Annotated in this window: 20 protein-coding genes and 1 pseudogene; 2 read left to right on the forward strand and 19 right to left on the reverse strand. The window is 40.0% G+C overall.

Going from position 1 to position 22,076, the window contains the following annotated elements:
• Nucleotides 1-269: 269 nt before the first annotated feature.
• Nucleotides 270-650, forward strand: coding sequence for a hypothetical protein (locus H6G96_RS36690; protein WP_190918951.1), 381 nt, complete (start codon nucleotides 270-272; stop codon nucleotides 648-650).
• A gap of 531 nt (nucleotides 651-1,181) precedes the next feature.
• Here H6G96_RS36690 and H6G96_RS36695 read toward each other — a convergent pair.
• Complete coding sequence (locus H6G96_RS36695) at nucleotides 1,182-1,370, reverse strand: hypothetical protein (protein ID WP_190918978.1); 189 nt, start codon at nucleotides 1,368-1,370, stop codon at nucleotides 1,182-1,184.
• 48 nt (nucleotides 1,371-1,418) lie between these two features.
• Nucleotides 1,419-1,931: a site-specific integrase gene (locus tag H6G96_RS36700; protein ID WP_242063576.1), complete on the reverse strand. Its 513-nt coding sequence runs from the start codon at nucleotides 1,929-1,931 to the stop codon at nucleotides 1,419-1,421.
• Between the two features lie 64 nt (nucleotides 1,932-1,995).
• Here H6G96_RS36700 and H6G96_RS36705 point away from each other — a divergent pair, with 64 nt between their 5' ends.
• Nucleotides 1,996-2,289, forward strand: a complete 294-nt coding sequence (locus H6G96_RS36705; protein ID WP_190918953.1) for a hypothetical protein — start codon at nucleotides 1,996-1,998, stop codon at nucleotides 2,287-2,289.
• A 245-nt stretch (nucleotides 2,290-2,534) separates the two neighbouring features.
• Here H6G96_RS36705 and dpdD read toward each other — a convergent pair whose 3' ends face one another.
• From dpdD to H6G96_RS40970, 17 genes and pseudogenes are all read right to left on the reverse strand, one after another.
• The gene (gene dpdD, locus H6G96_RS36710; RefSeq protein ID WP_347242330.1) at nucleotides 2,535-4,301 is read right to left on the reverse strand and encodes a protein DpdD; all 1,767 of its coding nucleotides are present in this window, start codon (nucleotides 4,299-4,301) and stop codon (nucleotides 2,535-2,537) included.
• Complete coding sequence (locus tag H6G96_RS42675; RefSeq protein ID WP_277933063.1) at nucleotides 4,192-4,830, reverse strand: hypothetical protein; 639 nt, start codon at nucleotides 4,828-4,830, stop codon at nucleotides 4,192-4,194. Before H6G96_RS42675 ends, dpdD begins: the two co-directional genes overlap by 110 nt.
• Before the next feature lie 100 nt (nucleotides 4,831-4,930).
• Complete coding sequence (gene dpdK / locus H6G96_RS36715; RefSeq protein ID WP_190918957.1) at nucleotides 4,931-5,446, reverse strand: phospholipase D-like domain-containing protein DpdK; 516 nt, start codon at nucleotides 5,444-5,446, stop codon at nucleotides 4,931-4,933.
• 6 nt (nucleotides 5,447-5,452) lie between these two features.
• Nucleotides 5,453-5,899, reverse strand: coding sequence for an HNH endonuclease signature motif containing protein (locus tag H6G96_RS36720; RefSeq protein WP_190918959.1), 447 nt, complete (start codon nucleotides 5,897-5,899; stop codon nucleotides 5,453-5,455).
• On the reverse strand, nucleotides 5,869-6,138 hold the full coding sequence (locus H6G96_RS36725) for a hypothetical protein (RefSeq protein ID WP_104900801.1): 270 nt from the start codon (nucleotides 6,136-6,138) through the stop codon (nucleotides 5,869-5,871). Before H6G96_RS36725 ends, H6G96_RS36720 begins: the two co-directional genes overlap by 31 nt.
• Before the next feature lie 106 nt (nucleotides 6,139-6,244).
• The gene (locus H6G96_RS36730) at nucleotides 6,245-8,617 is read right to left on the reverse strand and encodes an RNA-directed DNA polymerase (protein WP_190918961.1); all 2,373 of its coding nucleotides are present in this window, start codon (nucleotides 8,615-8,617) and stop codon (nucleotides 6,245-6,247) included.
• 435 nt (nucleotides 8,618-9,052) lie between these two features.
• Complete coding sequence (locus H6G96_RS36735; protein ID WP_190918963.1) at nucleotides 9,053-9,595, reverse strand: hypothetical protein; 543 nt, start codon at nucleotides 9,593-9,595, stop codon at nucleotides 9,053-9,055.
• Nucleotides 9,592-10,086: a DUF4365 domain-containing protein gene (locus H6G96_RS36740; RefSeq protein WP_190918965.1), complete on the reverse strand. Its 495-nt coding sequence runs from the start codon at nucleotides 10,084-10,086 to the stop codon at nucleotides 9,592-9,594. Before H6G96_RS36740 ends, H6G96_RS36735 begins: the two co-directional genes overlap by 4 nt.
• A gap of 39 nt (nucleotides 10,087-10,125) precedes the next feature.
• Nucleotides 10,126-12,588: a protein DpdJ gene (gene dpdJ / locus H6G96_RS36745; RefSeq protein ID WP_190918967.1), complete on the reverse strand. Its 2,463-nt coding sequence runs from the start codon at nucleotides 12,586-12,588 to the stop codon at nucleotides 10,126-10,128.
• A gap of 77 nt (nucleotides 12,589-12,665) precedes the next feature.
• Nucleotides 12,666-12,941 (reverse strand): hypothetical protein, encoded by a 276-nt coding sequence (locus H6G96_RS36750; protein ID WP_190918969.1) that lies wholly within the window; start codon nucleotides 12,939-12,941, stop codon nucleotides 12,666-12,668.
• Nucleotides 12,942-13,316 carry a hypothetical protein gene (locus H6G96_RS36755; RefSeq protein ID WP_190918972.1) on the reverse strand — a complete coding sequence of 125 codons (375 nt, stop codon included), beginning with the start codon at nucleotides 13,314-13,316 and terminating at the stop codon, nucleotides 12,942-12,944. It lies immediately after the preceding gene.
• Complete coding sequence (gene dpdH, locus H6G96_RS36760; protein WP_190918974.1) at nucleotides 13,307-15,622, reverse strand: protein DpdH; 2,316 nt, start codon at nucleotides 15,620-15,622, stop codon at nucleotides 13,307-13,309. The genes H6G96_RS36755 and dpdH overlap by 10 nt, the downstream gene beginning before the upstream one ends.
• The gene (gene dpdF / locus H6G96_RS36765; RefSeq protein WP_190918976.1) at nucleotides 15,606-17,750 is read right to left on the reverse strand and encodes a protein DpdF; all 2,145 of its coding nucleotides are present in this window, start codon (nucleotides 17,748-17,750) and stop codon (nucleotides 15,606-15,608) included. The genes dpdH and dpdF overlap by 17 nt, the downstream gene beginning before the upstream one ends.
• Nucleotides 17,747-18,646, reverse strand: a complete 900-nt coding sequence (locus tag H6G96_RS42995) for a hypothetical protein (RefSeq protein ID WP_347242327.1) — start codon at nucleotides 18,644-18,646, stop codon at nucleotides 17,747-17,749. Before H6G96_RS42995 ends, dpdF begins: the two co-directional genes overlap by 4 nt.
• A 156-nt stretch (nucleotides 18,647-18,802) precedes the next feature.
• Nucleotides 18,803-19,936 carry a helicase-related protein gene (locus tag H6G96_RS43000; protein WP_347242328.1) on the reverse strand — a complete coding sequence of 378 codons (1,134 nt, stop codon included), beginning with the start codon at nucleotides 19,934-19,936 and terminating at the stop codon, nucleotides 18,803-18,805.
• A gap of 111 nt (nucleotides 19,937-20,047) precedes the next feature.
• Entirely contained in the window at nucleotides 20,048-21,052 is a 1,005-nt protein-coding gene (locus tag H6G96_RS43005) for a DEAD/DEAH box helicase (protein ID WP_347242329.1), read from the reverse strand.
• A 776-nt stretch (nucleotides 21,053-21,828) separates the two neighbouring features.
• Nucleotides 21,829-22,076 (reverse strand): annotated as a pseudogene (locus H6G96_RS40970) (hypothetical protein); the annotation flags it as partial.

A 22,076-nucleotide genomic window follows, 5' to 3' on the forward strand; every position in this document is an offset into this window, starting at 1 on the left:
TATATAAAGATGGCATTGGCATTCCTCTGATGACCTCTGTTTCCCAGGCTCGTTGTTCTATAACTCCACCTTCACTACCAATAGTTATCTAATCTAAGCTTTGTCTTTTTAAAAGAGCCGCACCCAATTGAATTAATGGCGTTGCTTGCCGCCGTAGGCATCGCTCCCACTTTCCTCTAAGAAAATTGTTTTATATAAAGGTGGGTAGAGTTTGAGATACTACTGCTACACTGTTGTTTTCAGTATTCTGTGAAACAGTAGCATATCAAATGACAAATTATCTTTTACCAGAAGACTTTAGGGTATACGTTAGTGACGAAGGGGGTGTTGTCAACTGGGCAACGCCTGGATATACAGAGAAAATTCTGCCCACCGTCAACAAGTATATGTTGCGAGATGGCGGTTATATTGCTTGTTATTCTCGCAATGAAGAAGGAAGTATTTATTCTGTTGGTGGTGGAATTTATGTAATGGGTCAAATCCGATTACAAGGTCGATACATTGGGCGGATATTTCACCCCTTGGGTTATGAGGGTAAAGATATTAGTGCTGCTGTTGAGTTCAAAACCCTTTGCAATCAAACATTTGCTGCTGCACGCAATGGCGGCTGGGCTGGTGGTGATACTGGCGGTTGGTTTGGAATCGAGTAATATCGTTTTTAATTTTCCTTTCCTCGCTAACTTTACTGTGGTAGTAACACACAGACAAGCAAATATAACGCACTTTCTATAATTAACCTTTGGGAATATACCCAACTCAAGCCTAGTCGTTGTGACTAGGCTTTTGAGTTTGAGTCTGTTACCCGAAGAGTTAAAGCAGGTATCGCATCTACCACAACGATAACTGCCCCGGTGAAACATTAGACTTACCACGTCTATGGTATAAAAGATGACAAACGCTGCACAGAGCTATAAGGTTGCCTCTGTGATTATTTGCTGGATTTCTGTCCCAATGGTGTACCTGTAGCGTGTACACTCTACGTTTTGAGCGTGTAAGTTTTGCTGTGTTTTCTCCTGGGGGGATGCACTGTAACCCGCACTTTTGACAACGCCACTGGGCTTGTTGCTTAACTGAAGTGGCAAGTTCTGACCAATTGTCTGGGTACAGAGAATGGGTAAACGTCATTGCTTGTAATGCAACTGAGGCTTGACCAATTGTAATATAAATAGCAGCGCAAAAGCCTATTCTTCATCATTGCCGTATGTCACGCAAGGACTGTCAATTATGAGTGCTGGCTCAAATGAATTGCAGAAAATGACGGTAGAACAATTCACTCCAAATTCGTCAGGGTGAATGCACTCTATCGCTCCTTCTACTAAGGCATGAAAAGCACAATCATTGCAGATAGTCTGACATTCGCCCACTGCCATCGCACCTCTATCAGTTAAATAAGAACAAGTAACGACAAAATCAACCAATCAAAACCTCGGCAGCACTGTACCGGTTCCTGCATCCTTCTTCACTCTTACATACCCCTTGGTAGTATCGCTTTTCTTCTGCCCTAACTGGTCTTGCACCTGAAACAGTGGCTTAATTTCCACCGCCCTCGTTGCGTGAGAGTGGCGTAGCCAGTGACAGGAAAATTTCACCTTCGCCACCTCGGAGATATCCTGAATCAATCTTTTAATCGCCCGATCGCTCAACGGCAAACCCTTTTTTGCTGGATCAGGCGACATATTGGGGAACACTGGCATCTTTTCACTAGCCATACCCCGATATTTTTTAAGCAACTTAGAAGTCTCGTGATCTAACCCAATCTCCCGGTACTTCCCACCCTTACCCCAAAACTTAATTGTGTAATACCCCCGTTGTCTATCCTCCGGTGTCGGGTCTGGTTGCCATTTAAAATCGCGTACTTCCCAAACGATATTAGCTATTTGCTCACGACTGGATAAGCTGAAATCACAGAACTTCGGTGAATTTAATAGCAACGAAACTGGAGCAATCCATAATCTCGCCGATTTAGAACAAAAAATTGAGGGGATGACAGCCCGAATGACACAGTTTACCGAGGCGATTATTAAAATTCAAAATCATCTCAACAACCAACCAAGGCGGCAGAAGAAATCGTACTACAACAATTCATCCTATCAAGGGCATACTCCGCGAATCCAACCATTAACGGAAGAAGGTTTAGCTTCAAGACTTGGTGTAAATGTAGAAACTATACGTGAACAGCGAATTAATCTGCATCCACCGCTTTTTGTGGCATGGTGCAAGGGCAAGGATAGATCAGGTATGGGGTGGGAATTTAACGAAAATACGGGGTTATATCATCCGGCAAGTTAACGGCGCTCTTGCGATCGCCCCTAGTCTATTAGCTTGAACATGCCAAATATTCCCTAACTCACATCTTGCACCTAGCCTTAGCGATTAGAAATCGCGGCTATATAAACAAAGAAACGAAGTCCGCCTGGTATTGTGAAGACTAACGGAAAATCAAGGTTTAAAACCCGCCTGCGCGGGTTTTGCCTGTGTAGCCAAGCCAGTGCGTTGGGCGGCTCCGCCGACTTGAAGCACCTGGCGTGCGACTTCTAGTCGCCTGGTGCAAGATATAAGCTAATCGCACGCAGCATACTTGCACTACCTTTACTGTTAACCAAAAGAATCGGCGCAAGATGCGATGGACGATTCGCTTCAATAAAACCTGTCGCTGCGTGTTTAGCACTAGCCGTCACCATCACAACAATGTCAGAATTTCTCACCCACTGACGCAGCCTATCATTACCTCCCTTGTCATGACTGAGATAAACTGTCACTTCTTTACAAGCTGCTTCTAAAATACTTTTTACTCTGATTGCTGCGGTTTCTGTGAGAGTGTAAATAAGAACAGATTTACTCTTGAGTTTTTGGAAAATATTCACCTCAACTTCCAGATTTTGCTCGACTAAACTCGCTGATTCGTCAAGCAAATCTGGAAACGATTCTCCTAAGTGTAAATCTTTTACCAAAGCGCGAAAGATTCCCCTTTGCACTTCATCAATACGTTCTGTAAAACGGCGTAGAGTTTCAGCCGTAGCAAATAGAAGTTGTTCGCGCTTTTCTAGGACTGGGCAGGGATATGATATTAGTACATCAATTAAGTCAAGCATCCAATCAACTTTTTTGGGTGAGGCGAACCTGTCCCAAAGCTCCAAAGCATAGTCTACAATCTCTGTATATTTTGCTGTATTAACTCCCAAAGTTAAAATAGCGATCGCTAAATCATTGAACAAAACCAAATCAACATCCCCACCCTCTGTACTCAGGACTAGCAGTTCTAGTAATGAGTAATAAAGGCTCTCGAACTCGCCACGGGGAAATTGCTCATCTTTCTGAAAAAATCCCAGCAAGTAAGGAAGCGCATCGTGCAGGATAGACTCAGCTGTTGAGCCTACTTTACTTAACAATTCGTCAAATTCTGCCACCGCCTGTGGTTGCATCAGCAAGCTAGTGACATCCCACTCGGCAGAACCCTGGCGTGCAGTGTATAACGCTCGTTCCCAGGTTGGCTTTTTATCAAGTTGCCATAACCACTCCAACCAATTCGTTGGGACAGATAAAGCTGTTGGGGTGTCTTTTGTTGTACCTTCCTGGCTTCCCCGCAGTTGAGTAAGAAAATCTTGATTCCAACGTACCTTTAGCAAGGCTGTTTGCTCGTCAGCAGTCAACTCGTCAAAGGCTTGCAATACAGCTTTTTCCACCGCCAAAGTTTGCAACTCGTAGGCGCATTGAAGGAGCAAGCGAACTTTCTCTTTCGACGACGGAATATTACAAAGCAATAAAAATGCTTGATCAAAGTCTCCGTTTTTGGATAGCTGTTCGGCTTGTTGCAGGGGGTCGCCTTCGCTGTTCGGGGTAGCATCTTTTAGCAGTGCAGCTAACCTTTGCAAATAGCTGCGGTGAGTTTCTTCAACTTCCCCAATTGCCAGCAGTTCGTCTCGAAGTGCAGGTTTCGTTGGTTCTCCACCCACCGCCAGCAGCATAAATAATTTCAGTACTTCTGGGATTTTACTGCCTGCACGGACAGCAAAAAGATTGTTGTAACGCGGGAAAACTACTTCTTGGAAATAGGTTACAGCACTGCCTGGGGCGTTATTGTCCTCAAAATGTTGTAGTTCAGTGCGGTATACTGCCTTCAGCAGAGCTTGGGTAACGGCGAAGGGGCGGCGAACCTGCAAAAGATTGCCTAGTTCCGGGAGGGTAAGCAACTCATTCCATTGCTCTAGTTCTGCTAAGAGTTGCACCCGCAGAAACAGCAGATTCAGCGCATCCAGACGATGCTGGTCTACAAGGTATTGTAGTGAGTTTTCCGCAGCAATGCGTAGGCGTAAGCCCGCCGTAGGCATCGCCTGCTTGCAATGCCATATAAAAGTCCCGCAGTACGCGACCTGTGGGACGGGGAATATCTGCGACCCGTTTCACCCGTCTCTCACTCACTCGGCGCATCTGCTCTAGTGCTTCCCAAACATCTGTCGCTTGTCCGCACAGTTTGACCGCAGCGCCTCCAGTAAATTCGTAAACTGCTAATTCTATAGGGTCTTGGGGGTTTAGTTGCGCTCTTTGTCCACGAAATGTCGAATATGTGGGGCCAATAAACGCCATTAATTCTTCACTCAAACGGCGTAATTGGCGTTCCGAAAGGGCGATGGCGTACCAATCTACACTCTCGGAACGCCAGCAGGGAAGAATTGTTGGCTGACGTTCGCCTTTGGTCAACAACTCGACCCAAGGACGGATTTTGGCTTGTTTTCCTTCGCCACGTTCAATCTTGCCAAGGTCAAATTTGTTGTCAGTGCCAAAAAACTGCTCTAAGAAGTGGCGGATATCTGCATTGCTAGCATTAGTCATCGCTTTTGAATATCACATAGTTAATATAGTAGGATCTGTAATAAAAAGTACTCAAATCGTTACAGGATAAAAATTAAATAATCTAAAATCCAAAATAGCATTACACCCCTCCCCATCGGTTAGTAAAAATCAACTGTTGTTGGGCGATCGCTTCTGGGGATGTTTCATAAGTTACAACTTCCTCATTGATTGTAATACCGTTGTAGGTGAAGTTCATCGAACCTGCAAGATAATACCCATCTCCCAGGATACCTTTTGCGTGGAGTTCTTCGGTAATGTGGAATCGCACGGTAACGTCCTGATAATCAGTTCTGACTTTGATTTGTTCAATAAATCTGTGGTTGTGAGAGTCGGGACGGGTAGCAATGTGTACAGTCGTTCCCCGTTCGGCTAGGGTGGCGAGGACTTGGGAGAGGCGAATGCGGGAACGACTCCATGAGGGTTCTAAGCATAGAAAGGTGTTGGCCGTGTTATCGATAACGGGGATGTCAGATATCCACGGTGAAACAAGCCAAATGTATTGGCTGGGGGTGATAAGTTCGGCGACGAAGATTGTTTGGAGTAAGTCAGGGATTTGGCGGGAACTTAGGCGGGAGTGAATATAGCGGGATGACATTTCTTCTTATTCTTGACGTGGATCTAACTGGGGCGGATGCCAACCCGCTTCTACCCAAAAACGACGAGCAACTTGAATCGAAGGCTCATCCCGACGTTGATCATTGAAGTCAAAACGATGGCTAGTAGCTCTCCCTGTAGAAGTTGTACCTACAATTTTTGTCCCGTCTTTTGTCCAGATAAAATGCTCAGACCATTGTTGCTGACGGGGATGAAATAGAGGGACTTGTTTTTGAGTTTTGGGATCAGTACCTACTGTAAAATTATAGTGACGCTCATTACAGCGATGACAAGCTAATGCCAAATTATCCAATTCATCAGAGCCACCCAAAGACTGCGGCATGATATGGTCAATGGTAAAACGGTCTGGACTCAAATATTCTGGAGAGTGACAGTATTCGCAGAGATATTCAGCTCGTTTTCTTACAAGTCTTCGAGTTTGTTCGGACACCATTTACTTTTGGCTGCTAGTTGAGCGTTAATCAAGGTAAATATTCGCTCAAGTTCGGAAATGCCTACATATTCAGCTTCTTCTTCAGGAGTGAGCGCATCAGCTTTTTTTTTCTGCAACAGTTCTTCAAAGCGAGACTGTAGCTCATCGGTAAATTTAAAAAGATAAATATCACCGAATTCGCTCATCCTGATACCAGAAGACATTAAGGATGAGGGTTGAACCATCAATTGAGTAGTCATTGTGTGTTCACAGTGCCTTTAGTTCTATTGTGCCTCAATTAATCGATGATTATAACGGTGTGGGTGCGATCGAGAAATTTTCAGATTTAGATGATTGGTTTATTCATCATGTTGTTGATACGGTAACAGAAGTAGTAGGAGCAGGAGCAGGAGACGAATTTAGCCAAAAATTAAAAATTTCTTGGAGAGCAACATTGAGTTTTTTACAAAAAAACTTCGTTTCTTCAACAGTAATCTTTTTGGAGTGTGATTTTGTTTTTTTATCTACTGGATGATCAACACGGTTCCGCATAGAGCCAAGTTCTTTCCAAGTTTCGTGGCCATTTGGAAGGGAAGCTGTGAAAACTTTTCTGTCTGTGAGAGATGCATAGCCATCATGTAATCCTGATTCTGAAGGAAACGCATATTCATAAAAAGCAATTAAAGTAAGATGTGCAAATTGATGGAAAGTTCTGATATAAGCATTAGGTGATTTATGATAACTACTTACAGATTCTCGTAACTGCTCAACTGCTCTTTCGTAATGCACGCCATAAAACAGATAAAGATTTCTGTATGAAAAGGAAACGTCATACATGGTTGAAAGTGTTTGATAGATAAAGCATATTTTGGGTGCGTCTGGTGATAAGCCAACATCTCTAACTAAATCTGATAGCTTGCTTATTTCTTGGTGATATGGTTTTAAATCATCCCAAGTAACTCTACATTTATTCATTTGTAGAAGATAAAGAGCTAACCTATGTAATATAGGGCTTTTGTCAGTACAAATTAAACGAAATAATGCTAAAAGCTTATCATGTGATTTAATCCTCTGAAAAGCACTATAAGCTAACTCTTGTCTCAGCATTGATGAAGCTTCTGGATCATCTTTACTATTATGCTGTTCTTGCTGTAAGCATTCCATAAAATAGGAATGTTGAGCAGGAAGTTTTCCCAATATTCGTGCAGCTATCATTCTGGCATACCAATCTAGTCGAGTATCAGCTAGCCATTCTCGACATAGAAATGAAGTATTTTTAGCTCCACTAATTTGATATAAAGACCATAGTGAATTAGCACGATGCCAAGAATATACCTTATGTTTATTTATAAAATTTTGCAATTCTTCTATAATAACTGAATCATTTTTAAAACGTCCTAAACAATAACATATAGCTTCAGAACGCCAAGGCAATCTGTCAAGTAAATCTATTATTTGCTTACGTATTGACTCATGAGGTTCTAGTCGGTATAAGCAAAACGTGAGATTTGATTCGGCTTCTTTACTTTTGTCTAAATTATCTAAAAGTGAATAAGCTTCTAAAAATATCTCACGCAATTGCTCTTGCAGTTTTTCATTTCCATCTGTATCTATATTCAGATTTCTATTTGAAGAGGATATTTCACCCTCTTCTTCATCTAAACCTTCATCCAAATCTTCATCCAAATCAGGATAGATATTTGATACTTTTGTTTCTTCGTCTATACTATCGGCATTTGTTTTCTTAACATAATCTGCCGCTAATTCAGCTTGTTCACTTTGAGAAATAGTAGGCTCTTTAATTAGAGTATATTCTCCTGTTCCCGTGGGATCTGTAATTATAAAGCGTAAATGTGTAATTTCTTTATTTATATCCTCTATTTCATGAATGCTAGTTTTTGTGACCTGAGCTACTAAGCCAGCCCGCTTAAGCTCTAAATCAAAAAGAATTAGTCCTTGCTGAACAGTTTGCTTATCAAGTCCTAAAATACGTATATCATCTACATAGCGTACATAATTATATCCTTGACAAATCATGATTTTATCAAGTTCATATAAAAATAAATTTGCTAAGAAATCGGAAGCATTACTACCTTGAGGAATTCCACGACTCATTTTTACATCTGCTGTATGTGCTGACCATTTTGAAAGACATTCTCTCAAGAGTTTTTCAAATTTACTATTTCTTTTACATCTACAATATTTCCATAGAATCTGAATAAGTCTTTCGTGGTCAATAGTGTCGTAAAAAGACACAATATCTGTTGAAGCAATCCAAGAATTCCCCTTACGGTATAATCTTTCAACAGAATTAACGAAGTTATTATATTGTTGTTTCCAGGGACGGAGCATCCAGCGTTTACCTGAACCAGCATAAATATTACCAAAAATATGTTGATTCTGGTGAGTTACCAGATATTGATGACTTTCGTCAGCAATAACATTAACAACAGCCTGGTAAACAATAACATCAGGTACAGCCATCAACGACATTGTTCTCAATGTCGTTGATGGTTTGGGAACATATACTTTATGATCTGCTAACGGTGTATAGGGAAAATCTTCTGCTTGTACTTGCCTTATTAAATCTTTTAGATTAGCTTCGAGATTAAAGGCAAATATTTTAAACCCCAACTCATCAATAATCATACGGCTAGTAACATTAATTGTTCTTTGCCAAGCCAGCAGAAAATTATCATAAGTTAGAAATTTATCCCACAAATTTTCAGAAACTGTCATTTTTTATATTTATTACTTAGTCAATAAAATGTAAATTATCAAAGGCTTGTACTTATTTAAGTCCTTTCCTAAGAGAAGTTCCTAGTCTAGGATTAGAACCATAGAAAATAAAATAAGTGACTCTAAATCATAATATTAATTTAAGAAGTATACTCACTAAGTATACATAATTTATACTAAAAATATTTTTGTACACATGATCGCTGCACTACCTCCCTGACTCGTAGCCTCACCCCAAACCCTCGCGGATACCTCTGCACTTCCTCCACCAATGGATAAACCTGCAAAAATCAAAGTTCCATAGGTTCAACTGCTAAACTCAACATTGCTGACTTCAAATTGTCCTGTGTATTAGGAGGCGCTATCAGCGAAACCGATGCACTTTGCTTATCAGAACTCAGTTAGAAAAAACCTAAAAATATTGGTAGTCTGAATTTAGATTTTGTCAATTTGCAAATTTTGAGGATTTTTAAGAATAAAACGATTGTCTTCTCTGACTAAATTACCTATGCAGCGAATTGGTAAACGCTCCTGATAGGCTTTAATCGCTAAAATATAATCATGGTCGGCTAATTCAGTTTTAATTTCTTGCAATTTCTCAAAAACTGTACATAGTAAAGTAATTTCTCCACTCAGTTTATCAATTTTAGGAGTGGCAATTTGCATAACTACACCTTGTACGCTGAAATTGGGATAGTTGGTAATAAATTCACTTAATATATCAACTTGGTCACGATTTTCTACTATCTCTAATGTTTTTAATATGTCACTGATTCTTTCAGCATAATCTCCTAAACTATGTTGAAGAGGTAGTAAAATTTCATATTCATCGGCGGCATCTTTTTTCAGTCGCCAAATTGCCCCAGCATTATTATATATACGCCCTGTTTCATGCCAACCAGTAGCTAGCAAGTGTGCCTGTAGCACATCAGGGTTAACAGTTTTGAGTATTTCACTATCTTTGATAGTAACTTTCATGGCAAATATCCAAAACTAATGCGTTGAATGATGCCTTGGAGCGCATCTGGCGTAAACTGATTACTACGGGGCACTTCAATAGTAACATTGGTTGTATTTTCTGTGTCTGGGATTCCGCGCAAGGATACCCAGTAAGCACAATTTCTCAGACATAGTTCGGATTCTGTTTGTTTTATCCAGTCTGTTATTTTTTCAGGAACTAAAACGACTACTAAAATCCGAGGGACAAGGGCATTGATTTTTAAATCGTTATAATTTTTGAGATTGAGGGGATATTTAATATAGCTCTCATCCAGAATACCTCTAGATGTACATTTTAGTTGTAGTTCTAGTCTAGGGGAAAGGATTTTACCTGTACCACCTCTACTGACTATGCCTAAATCTACGCTGTCGTTATCAACTTCTGGTCTATATAAAGAATAACCTGCAACGGCAGCGATCGCTCTAATATAGCTAATGCTAAATTGTTCTTTTTGTTGGTTAATATCCATATTGTGTTGGATGGTCAGACTTTATCTTCAAGCAGATTATTACTGCACCGTTTCTCGCACCCGTAGCCTCACCCCAAACCCTCCCGGATACCTCTGCACCCCCTCCACCAATGGATAAACCTGCAAAAACCCAAGTTCCATTGGTTCGACTGCTAAACTCAAAATCGCTGACTTTAAATCTCCTCTCGCATCAGGAGGCGCTATCAGCGAAACCGATGCACCTTGCTTAAACGCTTCCTCCACCTGTTCTCGCCAGTTGGGTTCATTCAGCCAAACTGTGCGATCGCCCACTTGCAAAATATCCAGTAAAATTTCTCTATCAGCATCGGCAACCACAGCAAAGGGATTATAAGAAGATAAAGCACGCGATCGAATAATATTTCCCCTCGCCCACAACAGCCCATAAATCACTTGAAACCGCCAATAGGGATTAGGCTGCACTAAACCAAGATGCAACAATGCCTGATCCAACTGGTCATCGTTGCTGGCGACATAAGCAAACACCCGCGCATCAATTTCAATACCTAAACGCGCTTCTTCTTGATGCCACAAACGAATCAAATCCAGCAGTAGTTTATCGGTTTCTGAGGTACTTCCAGGACGCAAAACCCGTGCGTTAATTGCAGTCATCACCGGATGCGTTACCAAAATTCCCTTAGAGGACAGGACTTTGCGGAGGCGATCGCTTGCTTGTTTTAATTCACCATGTCCTTCGGCTAACCGCACATCTGCGGATGCAGTAGCAACAATTACATCACTATTTGGGGTAACTCCAGTATCTTGGGAACTAGTACGGCCAATACTTAAAGGCAATTCCAACCCATGACCAATTTCTTCACATAAAAGCCAAGATTGCCCAGCAACCAAGCGTTCGCTCCCCTCAGATGCACTATGCGATCGCAATGCTGCAAATGGCTGTCTTCCCCGCAGAGGACGACCCCAACTGTCGCATCCTTCGGCATCCAAAAGGTTATGGAATAAGCGGTTGGTAACATCTAAATCGTCAGTAAAAGCAAAAACACGGGAACCATAGAACCCTTGACTGGGAGGGTCTTCAGATGGATCAAGGATGCGCCGTAGCAGCATCGAAGTTAGTATCGTTGTAGACAGTAAACTCGTTCCAGATACGGGGTCGCCTCTGAGAACTAATTGATATTCCGTGCCTTCCGCAACTTGATTTTCGCCGGGAGAAACTTCCTCGATAGAACCAGGATTTAAGCCTATAAGTTGGCTAAAAAACTCTGCTGCACTTTCTAATGTTGCCGAAAGACCCGTAAATTGGACTTTTGTGGCAATTATTTTCTGCCAACGTCGCAACAGGTAAGCAACCTGTGCCCCGTGAACACCCGTGTAAGTATGTACCTCATCAAGCAAAACTATCTGAGGCTTTTTCGCAGTTGCAATGCCGAATATATGACCGTAACGGGAGTCTCCCATAGACCGATTGAGCATTTCTGTGCTGGTAAAAACCAAGTCTGGGGGAGTTTTCGTCATGCGATCGCGTGTTAAAATTACTTCATCTTCTTGGATAACAGCACCGCAAGATAGATTGAGACAAGAAAGTTGTTCTTTACCAGCTTCCACATCAGCCCGCCGCCAAGATAGCGCACCCTCGCATCTAGGACACCGCAAGTAAGGACAAGTAAACCCACCACTTTCAGATTCCCATTTATCCTGCACCCGATCCAGGGTTGCGCTTCTGGGAGTTAAGCCAAAAAATGCACCAATAAGAATTTTACGCTTACCTTCTGCTTTGAGGACAGCATCGAGACGACGTGCTTCTTGATAGGTTTCAGAAAATTGGTCTTTGAGAAGTTCGTTACGGGGATAAATTGCTAGTCCTTTACTCCAATACTCATTCTTTTTCAACAACCCTGCAATATGCGCCAGTGCTGGTAAGTAAAAAGATAAAGTCTTCCCCGTTCCTGTCCCAGCACAAACAATCATCCCGCGACTTTTCGTGCTGTTTAAATCCCGTAGCATCCGGCTTGTAGCGCGTAGCTGAAAGTCTGCAAGTTGAACCTCGCCACGCAATGGCGAATTTAGTATAGCTGCAACAGCTTTTTTTCGTATTGGAGTTAATAGTTTATCTGCCTCTAGCTGTTCAATTACTGTTTCAGGTGTAATATACCTTTTTGGATAAATTCTCGGACGGATTTGTAAGCGATAATCAGCAACTAAGGTAGGAGATGTTTGCCAACTATTATTCGGGAAGAGTTGGCGGAGACGGGCAAATAATCTCACCCCTTCCGCCATCCTGGTGCGGAAAAGGCGATCGCCTCTGAGGTTGAATTCAAATAACAATTTGCGATCAATGATTTGCTCTATAAAATCCCAAACATCCTCATCAATCTCGCAATTATTTAGAAAATCGTCCGCAAGTTCTTTAATTTCATCTTCAGAAAATCCACCATCAATAATTCCCCACGTCAAAAGTTGGACTTCCTGGCGTTCCAACTTATCTAAAAATTCTCTAATTATTTTATCCCAGTTGGTAGTCACCCTTGCTCTGCCCTTACTTTATTTTAAATCAAGCGAATTCTTAAGGAATCAGAAATACCATGCTGATTAATCCAATCTTAAACTTCTGAAGTCAAAAGATTTAAAGGCGCTCCTTGATTTGCTGCTGCTCGAATAAAATGCAATACAGCTTCAGGAACTTCATCAGAACTAAGACTATTCCAATAATATTTTAATTGTTCAATTTTACGTTCATATACTGCAAACTCAGCATTGTTTTTCGGATAAATAACGTTTTTTATTTCTCTATCTATAATCTGAATGTCCCGAACTGTGTTTTTAAAAACTTCCACTTTAGCCAGTAAATTGAGGATTTCATTGTTAGTGCTAGGCATTTATTGATCCCGGTAGCTTTTCCATGCTTCGCTCAGTTGCTGTTCTAGCGTAACTTTTAGGTTTTCAATATGGGATTTTAAAATATTGCCTTTAAAGTTTTTATTGTCAATAATCCACTCAGAATCATTTTGTAAATTATTTTCAGTATTGATAACAAAACTTAAGATAAAGTCCGCCTTCTGAGTTAAATCAATATTGTTAATACCCCTTTGGCGAAAAGCTTTTAATGCTTCCACAAGTGGCTGAATAGTTGCAAGTGCATCAGCAATTTGCTTTTGCCTAGTTTGAATAGTTTTAAGATTACCTACAAAGTCTTGCAGAGATTTTCTAAGTTGAGATAACTCAATTAGTTCTTGTGATTTTTCTAAGAGCATTTGGTGTCACCTTTAATTTCATTCATAAGATCCCGTAAGTTAGCTAACCCCTCACAAATTTCTTCGTAACTAGATTCTCCTGTTGCACCATCAGGTTGCTCTAACTCTGCAATACGACTTTTGGCTTCAAGAATCGAAGCATCCAGAAAATTATTAGTATTATCGAGGAATTCTGAAGAATCAGTAATAATTTTTTGATAATCTTCACTCAAGTCTTGAAGTAATTTACCAACTTTACTTTCTGGGTTGTCTTTCTCAGCTTGTACGCGCTTCATTGTATCTTGATACTTTGTAATTGCGGTACGTCTAAATTTATTTAGTATGTCTTTCATTCCAACAAAATCTTTTCTACCACGAAATACACCTTCACTTTGTGCTGAAATCATTGCAGTTTCGAGAGTTTTAATAACTTTCTCTTTATTAATTTCTTCTCCCAACTCAGATACTAGAGATTGATAAATATTAAACTGTCGTTCGTACTCTTCTTGAATAGCATTCTCTAGGAGTTCATCGACTTGTTGACGTACCTTTTGCAACTCTGGAAATTTATCGCGGACATCTTCAGGAATTTGCTCTTGAGGTTGCCAAGATTTACGCACTTTTTCTAGAGGTTCAATAATTTGAATTGCATCAATAATTTGAAACGTTGAATTACTGCCTTTTGTACAAGCAATTCTACTTTTAACAATATCTAATAATGCTTCTCGGTTTCTCTTGAGAGTAAAAGTATCAAACAGTTTTTTCCAACTAGATGCACGAGTTGTATCATCACTTTTATCTAAGTCGATAAACAAAGAATTAATCAAATTTTCGAGCGTATTAGTAGGATACCCTGCCATCGTGGCACTAATCGCTAGCAATTCCACCGCAGCAGGGACGGGGTTCCAAGCTTCACCAGATTCGCGGGGATAAAGGCGAATTTTTTCGACGATGTACTGACTCCAACGTTCTAGATACTTTGCATACATCCGAAAATAGCGATCGCCATTTTCAAACTTCCAGTGCTTATATTGATTGTATTTTAATATACCCTGAAATACGTATGCGGTTTCTGTAAATTCGTTCTCATCGTCTGGGTTCAGGGGAAGTGATAAAACAACCCCAGAATAAGTCCCTCTCTTGACTTTAGGGTTATAGAAAATGAGATTTCGCTGTTGAACTAACTTACCACCACTACCGACGAAACTACCTTTCAGTAGCATCTCAGTATCCCATTCAATTTTTTCGATAATAGCGGGGAAAAGCAACTCGCGGATATCTTTGGCGATCGCATCTGGTAAAATTTCTTGATTGTTCCAACTGTCGAGAATTTCCAGTTTTTTTGTCAGCGTTTCTGGAATTTCCTGAACTAAAGTATCAATCTTATATTCCCCTGAAGGATCTACAACGCTTGGTGTTACTTTACGAGTTTGGGGTGTAACCTGCTGAATTTGTCTCGGTTTAGTCTTGACATCAAGCAGAGGTAAATTAAAAGCAGTATGAACTTCTGGCGACAAATTGCAAAGCTCATTACTATCATCCCACAAGTCTAAAAATACCTCACGACGCTTGATATTTTGCGCGTCTTTAGCTTGGATATTTAACCTAACTTCAGCACTCAATCTCATGTTACCAAAGTGTTTTCCTAAAGTAACTGAAGGGAAACGCCCATTTTCAATATCATCAATAGAATTTTCCAAAGTGTATTTCAATACATCTCTAATTAAGATTCTGGGGTTAAATTCATCTGGATTTACCCTACCAAACATCTGTTCTAAAGCTTTAGAATTGAAAGGATAAAGACCCATTCCCTGAACATGACCAAATCCTGTATGACAAGCTTGGGAATGTTCGCATTCGTTACAAGCGCTTTCTATTTCATCTCTATTTTGAGAATTAGCCCAGTTTTCAATGTCTTGTTCCTTTAAGCGAACAGCATTCAGATATCTAGCAACAAATACTTGAATATCATCCTGAGTAATTAAAGATTGCTTACCAACTGTATCAATATTAAGATTGACGCTGAAGGTAACGCGCTGTTGCACTGTATCAATCAAATTTTTAAAATAACCTGTAGTACAAGCTAATGCTGTACGCATAGCACATAATGGCTTATTTCCAGCTTGCTGAGGTCTTGCTAAAACTGCTTCCAATACTTCTCTATCAATACCTTGCAATTTAGCGAAATCTTCAATTAAAAGTACTAATTCAATATTTTTTTCTGCTAATGTCTCTCGTACTTCCCGCATTAATTGCTGCAAGTCTTCTCGACCAAAATTTAAAACTTGGGTGATAGCTTCATCTAAGTGATCATTCAACCAAGTCACACTCTGTACAAAATACATCAAATTTAAAATATCTGCCTGAAAAAATATTAATTAATAATCGATCTTCTCTATCTGGGTCTGGTGTATTTATAGGAAGTAAAATGATGCGCGTTGTGGTTGATGTACTGTAATTAGATAAATATTTTGCAGGTAGAGGTGTTCCTGGAGGATGAAAAATCAGAGTGGGTATTCGTGGCATTAGCACAGGTTCGTAACTATCAAATATAAAAATAAAGGAGTTATGTATTTTACTAGTTTCTTTCAAAAATTGATTATATTCTGGTGAAATTACAATATTCTTCATACCCTGTTCTATTAACCACTTGAACAATTTTCGACCTCGTTGAAACTTATTTAATTGTTCCAGTGACTCATAGAAAATAAGCAGATTTTTTTCACCTACAAGCACTCTTTGCATTTCTTTACCTGGAATAAAATTAGGTTTTTGCCATACAGGTCTGGAAGTAGGCATTATTCCCGGAAAAGGTGTGACTCCATTTTTTCTACAAACAGGACAACCTCCACAAGCATGAGAAACTATCACGGGATTTCTGGGTTCTGGAGTGTGACGTGAGGGAATACTATACGCTTGTGCAAATATTTCTGAAATACAACGTTTAGCTTTTAAAGCCTCTTTCATCAGTTCAAGGTTTTTATAACTCCAGCTTTGGCGTTGATGGCGAACCGGTTCAACTTCAGATTCCCAAATAAATTTTTCTAAATGGCATTCATTGCGGATACGAATACTGCGAGAATTTCGGTATAAATCCCAAGCTGCTTGATAAGCTTGTTCAGATTCTGATTCAGAGTTTTTCTTCTGAGGAGGTTCTTCTGAGTCTATTTCAATTAGATTTGCTCGGTTCATCAAAGTTAACGTGCGAATATTCCAAGCCCTATTTTGGTCACTTTGCATATCAATATCTCCTTCTAGCAAAGAGGGAGGATTATTAATAGGCACACTATATTTACCGTCTTTTAGGGGTTCTTTTTTCGCAAACATACTTTGCCAACGCTGCAATCCTCTCTCGATAGTAATTGTCGATTTTTCGTTTAAACCACGAGCAACATTGAAGTCTTCAGTTGTATATAATGTTAGCGACATACATGCTTTTCCATCCCTTCCTCCCCGTCCAACTTCTTGATAAAAACGGTCAATAGTTTCGGGAATACAAAGGTGAATTACTGCCCTGACATCTGATTGGTCAATACCTAATCCAAAGGCAGAAGTAGCAACAACTATATCAATCTTTCCTTCTCGCCATTTTTCAATTAGTTGCTCACGTTGCTGAGTAGTAGATTTACCTGTCATCAGGTCACATCTTTTAAATCCAGCGCGGGTTAATTCTCGTTTCCAATTCTCGACATCTTTAACTTTAGTTCCGTAAATAATTAACGGGCGAGGAAGATGATAAACTGCCTCAAGTAGCCTTTGTTTTCTAACTTCTTCACTCTCACATCGCTTAAACCAATAAGCAGGCTCTGGTCGCAACTGTACAGCAGATATTACTTGTAAATCTTTCCCAAATAAGGTTTCCAGGGTGTCTAAACAAGATTCTGTTAATGTTGCTGTTAGTAATAAAGTTGTGAAGGAATTAAGACGCAGTAAATCTCTTCGCAAACCGGGAATTTCTTGAAATGCGGGACGAAAATCATCACCCCATTGCTCTACCATGTGCGCTTCATCGATAATAAAATACCGTAATATCCCTAGTTTGGCTGCTTCATACAGAGCAGGTGCTAGAGAATCCATTAAACTTTCAGGAGAGGTAAAAATTATCCTTTGGGTTCCGACGCGAATGCGATCGCGTATCCCTTCTCTTCTTTCTTTCCCTTCCACAGAATCATCGCTATAATACGCTGTGGCATGGTGTACAGAAGATTTTGATTTTAATGCTCGTTCTTGGTCAATAGCCAATGCTGTAGTCGGCACAACTACCACACTGACACCATTATTGTTTCTGGAGTTCAGCAATGCAGGTAGTTGAGCGCAAAGGCTTTTTCCCGCACCCGTAGGTAAGTTAATTACTAAAGTTGAATTATCAGGAGCAGTCAAAACTGCACGAATTGCTTCACGCTGTCCTTCACCTGTTTTGAGAATCTCTCGAAGTTCTGAGAATGAGTCAATCATAAATCATCCTCCTCAGATTTAGCTGGAGGTCGCCCAGAAACGATAATAAAACCAACAGAATCAAGACGAATGCTAGGATGAAGAATTCCTTCGATAATTACTTGGTTTAATGCCGTTTCGTTATTGACTTCTTGCTCCAGTACGTTATTATAAATACGCTCTTGGTTAGTAAGTCGGTTGAGACGCAAGCGCAATTGGTCTAGTCTCTTACCTAACTTTTCTTCAGCACGGATAGCGCTATTTTCACATAATGAAATAAATTCGGGACGCTGACTGAGTAATTCTAAAGATGTGTCACGCGCCTGATGGCAAAATTCTTGCCAACTGCTAGACTCAATAAAATTATCAAGAATAGATAACCGACTTTTGGCTAAGTTGTAATCTCGATATTTACCGCCCTTGCCATTATAAGGACGTTGCAGGATATTTAATAGTGTTTCATCTTCAACCGCACACATTGGTTCATATCGTGCATCAATAAATACACTTTCTACAATTGGAGCGAATAACCCATCTACGCGTCTTTGCAAAGTTTTATCTTTTGTGGTGGTTTTGTAATTCGTTAAATTTGTTTCAATAACGTAATTCAATCGGAAACCATACCACTCTTCACCTTCCCCAGAATCCCAAGTTTCTGCAACTCGCCACATAGCAAAGGCTTGACCCCGGTCGTCCCAATGAATATAAGATGATAGTGCGTCTACAAATTTTTCACCAATGCGGTAAAGTTTTGCACCAAGCTGTTGATTTGCTACCCTACGGTTGAAAGTCCCAAATTCTTCTAAAACCCCTGCAAAATTGCTGTTTAAATCATTTGCTGGAATTAATGTATTTTCGGTAGGTTTATAACGCGTTAGTGCCGACAAATTAGGATTAGTAATTGGCTTAAATCTCAACGCATCACAGATCCAATCTTCAGTTACTTGCTGAATTTCCTGATGACGAGCATCATAATCGTCTAAAGCTTGAAAATATTGGGTAGCGTTTTCATCCAGAGCATCAATTTCATCTAGGGCATTTTGTTCGCTAATTTTTACTTGTTCTTGCTGAATTTATTTTTGAATTACTTCTATACTTTCTAATAAACCATTTGCACCAGATTTAAATAGTATTTCTGCTAGCAATGGCAACTTTTCATCAACATAAAATTGCAGGCTGGCAATAGATTGTCTAAAGATATTAAACCCTTCTTTTAATAAGCGATACCATGCATCATGGAGACTATCGGGTAAGTCTACGCCAGCAAATACTGTAAACTCAACTTTCAATAGACGACCAATCCGGTCTATCCTACCAATTCTTTGTTCTAGGCGATTTGGCGACCAAGGCAAGTCAAAACATATCATGTAGTTGGTAAATTGTAAGTTACGACCTTCTTCGCCAGAGGAGTCGCAAACTAAAATAAAGCATTTGGGGTCTTTTTTAAACCGATTTAAGTTCTCCTCTATTTGAGAGCGAGTTTGTCCAACTTGATGACTGACAACAGTCCCCTCACCAAAACGATCGCTCAAGTAACGGACAATTTCGGCGCAAGTTTGCACAAAGCTCGTAAATATAACAATTTTGGGCAGACTGTCTCCCGGTATCGGTCTTTTTAGTCGTTGTTGAACCTCTGCAAGCAATTTAGGAAGGTTGAATTTCAAGGATTGTAATTTTAAAGGTTTGCAGAGTTGGTAAAGTATGACTGTTTGGAGTAATTCCAGGCGATCGCCATCCTCTGAAGGTTGTTCTATAATTTGCAGTAGGCTTTGCAAAATCTCTACTTCCCCAGCAAATTTAGGAGTTTCAGTCAGGATGCGAACACTATCAGCGCCAAACTCCCGAATTAATTCCGCAGTGGATATACTACTTGAACGTGCTTGAATTAGCTGTTTTAAAATACCCAGCCAAGTGCCAGAAGCACGGAAGAACAATAGAAAAATGTGGTGATATTGTTTGTCATCAGGAGCTACATCACGCCATTCCTCAATTAGTTCGTGGATGTCAGGCGATCGCTCATCTAAATCATACTCGGTTCTCAGTGTAATATTACGGTCAAAAATTACATCTTCTACGGAAGCGCGACGATTGCGAAGCATCCGGCGGTGAAGTCTGTAGGTATCGCTAATATGGATACGAATTGCCCTGACAATTTCAACTATATCGCTAGCTTTTGCTTGTAAACTATTTTCTAGATTGTCTGCCAATTCAAGTAAATACTTGTCTTCAGGAAACAGGTTACGGAGCTTTTTGAGATTAGTTTTCAGGGCAAAGAGGTTTGCGCCTTCTTTAAATGATAGGAGAATTCGACCAATCTCTTAGCGTTTTACTACCCTTTCACGAAAACCTGCTAAGTCATCAAGTTGATAAGTTGTCGGATCGAGCAGATGCAGCATGGCGAGAAAATCTTGCTCGTGGTTAAGAACCGGGGTAGCCGATAATAGAAGCAGGCGATCGCTTTTATGAGCAATATTTTTGCAAGTCTCAAAACGCTGTAGCACAGTTGCATCGCTAGAGGTCGCCATTGCCGCGATGTGGTGTGCTTCATCTAAAATTAGCAAGCCAATATTCGCTTTTGGGTTGATTTTGTGAATATCCTCAACCGCCAGCACTGCTACCCGCTTGAGAAAGTGGGAGATGTAAAACTTATTTTCTAATTCTTGCTGCCATTGTTCCAGTAAATATTGCGGAACTAGTACTACCGCACGTCCAGAAGGTTCATCTAATAAATATTGACGAAGAATAGCACCAGCTTCGATGGTTTTTCCCAGTCCAACTTCATCCGCTAATAAATATCGTTGAATCGGATCTTCAAGTACACGACGGACAACTTCAACTTGATGTGGATAAAGCTTAATATTGGCGGAAATTAATCCCGTCATTCCCCGACTGACAGCGCGTTGTAAAATTAAGCATTTAACAAAAGCAAAGCGTCTATCGTGAAAATAGGGCGTTTCTTGCCCCTTCATTGCCAGAGTTTCGATGGGGTCTGCTTGAGGTAAACTGCAACGCACATATACTTGTTCTTCGTTGACTGCGATCGTTTTTTTATCAGGTAAGTCAATGCGATACTTATGAGTTTCCTCATCCCATTCGTAAATTCTGCCGTTAATCCATGCTTCTTGGCTCTCCAGGTAAATACAGCATCGAGTTTGACGCTCCAGTTTCAACTGAGATAGCGAACTTAAGGGTAAGCTTTTTTCTATGCGTTGCCCAACTGAGCAAAAATACTCAACATTTGCCTGGGTATCAGATATATCAATTATCTTCCCTATGCCCAAGCTATTATTTCGGGAACGTACCAACGAACCAAGTGTTATCATACTCTAATTCCACTAAGTACGTTAGCATTAACCTGACTGTAGCACGCACATAGCGTATTGTATCCGCGTGCTATTCGCTTCTTCCAAGATAGCTTCTCTAACACAGATACACTGTTAACGCGGAGCCTAGCATAATCTAAACTTAGGCAACAGGATAACTCTAGGTGTCCTACCACTGTGGTAAAAGGTAAGTCACAAACTAACTTGTCAGTATGTATTTTCCAAATTGCTAATTTTTGCAGCTTGGTGTTTAATAAAGCAATTTGCATCACTATAAATTTACCAGTAGTACACCCAGAGGGTAGATAAGTATATATTTATTATGCTTTCCTTAAAAATAAAAACCAATGATTTATTGTTAGAAACACAGAAATCAGTAGAAGTACTGGATTAATAACAGGTAGCAGCTACATTACAACTTTTTGGAAACCATTCCTATTGCGAAACTTGCTGTCATATCAATACGGTTCGGTTAAGCCAAAAACCAGATAGGGGCTTCCAAGGAATAAATTACTCAACAAAAATCAAGAGTTCAAATTTAAACAATAATGATAATCATTCTGGGGAAGTAAAGCAATCTTAGCAGCTGTAGAAAAAATTCGTCGGTCTTATCAGGCTATCTGTTTGTATAACCAGTAAACCAAAAAGTTTTTCTCCAAAAAGCGAACACTAAAATATTTGTAGCTTTTAATACTTGTAAACACAGGATCTTCTAAGCAGCAGACATGGTATAAATTATAATTACTTATGATTAGCTAATTCATAATTTGTTAATGCTAACCGGATGGAATATGAATATTTTCAACTATTTGATATTTCCGCTGTAGGGCTTGAGACAAAAAGGCTAACATCTGTTTGAGTGCGAAAAGAGTGCGATAAATCAAGCGGCTACCTTTACTTTTTCGACTGATTTTGAGCCAAAGGAGATTCACCCAAATATTGACGAGAAGAAAGGATATACCAACGAATAGTAATCTCAAGACTGGATTTTTATTATTTGTTTTAATTCGACAAATATTTTTGA

The organism is Nostoc sp. FACHB-892 (assembly GCF_014698795.1).
GTDB lineage: Bacteria > Cyanobacteriota > Cyanobacteriia > Cyanobacteriales > Nostocaceae > Nostoc.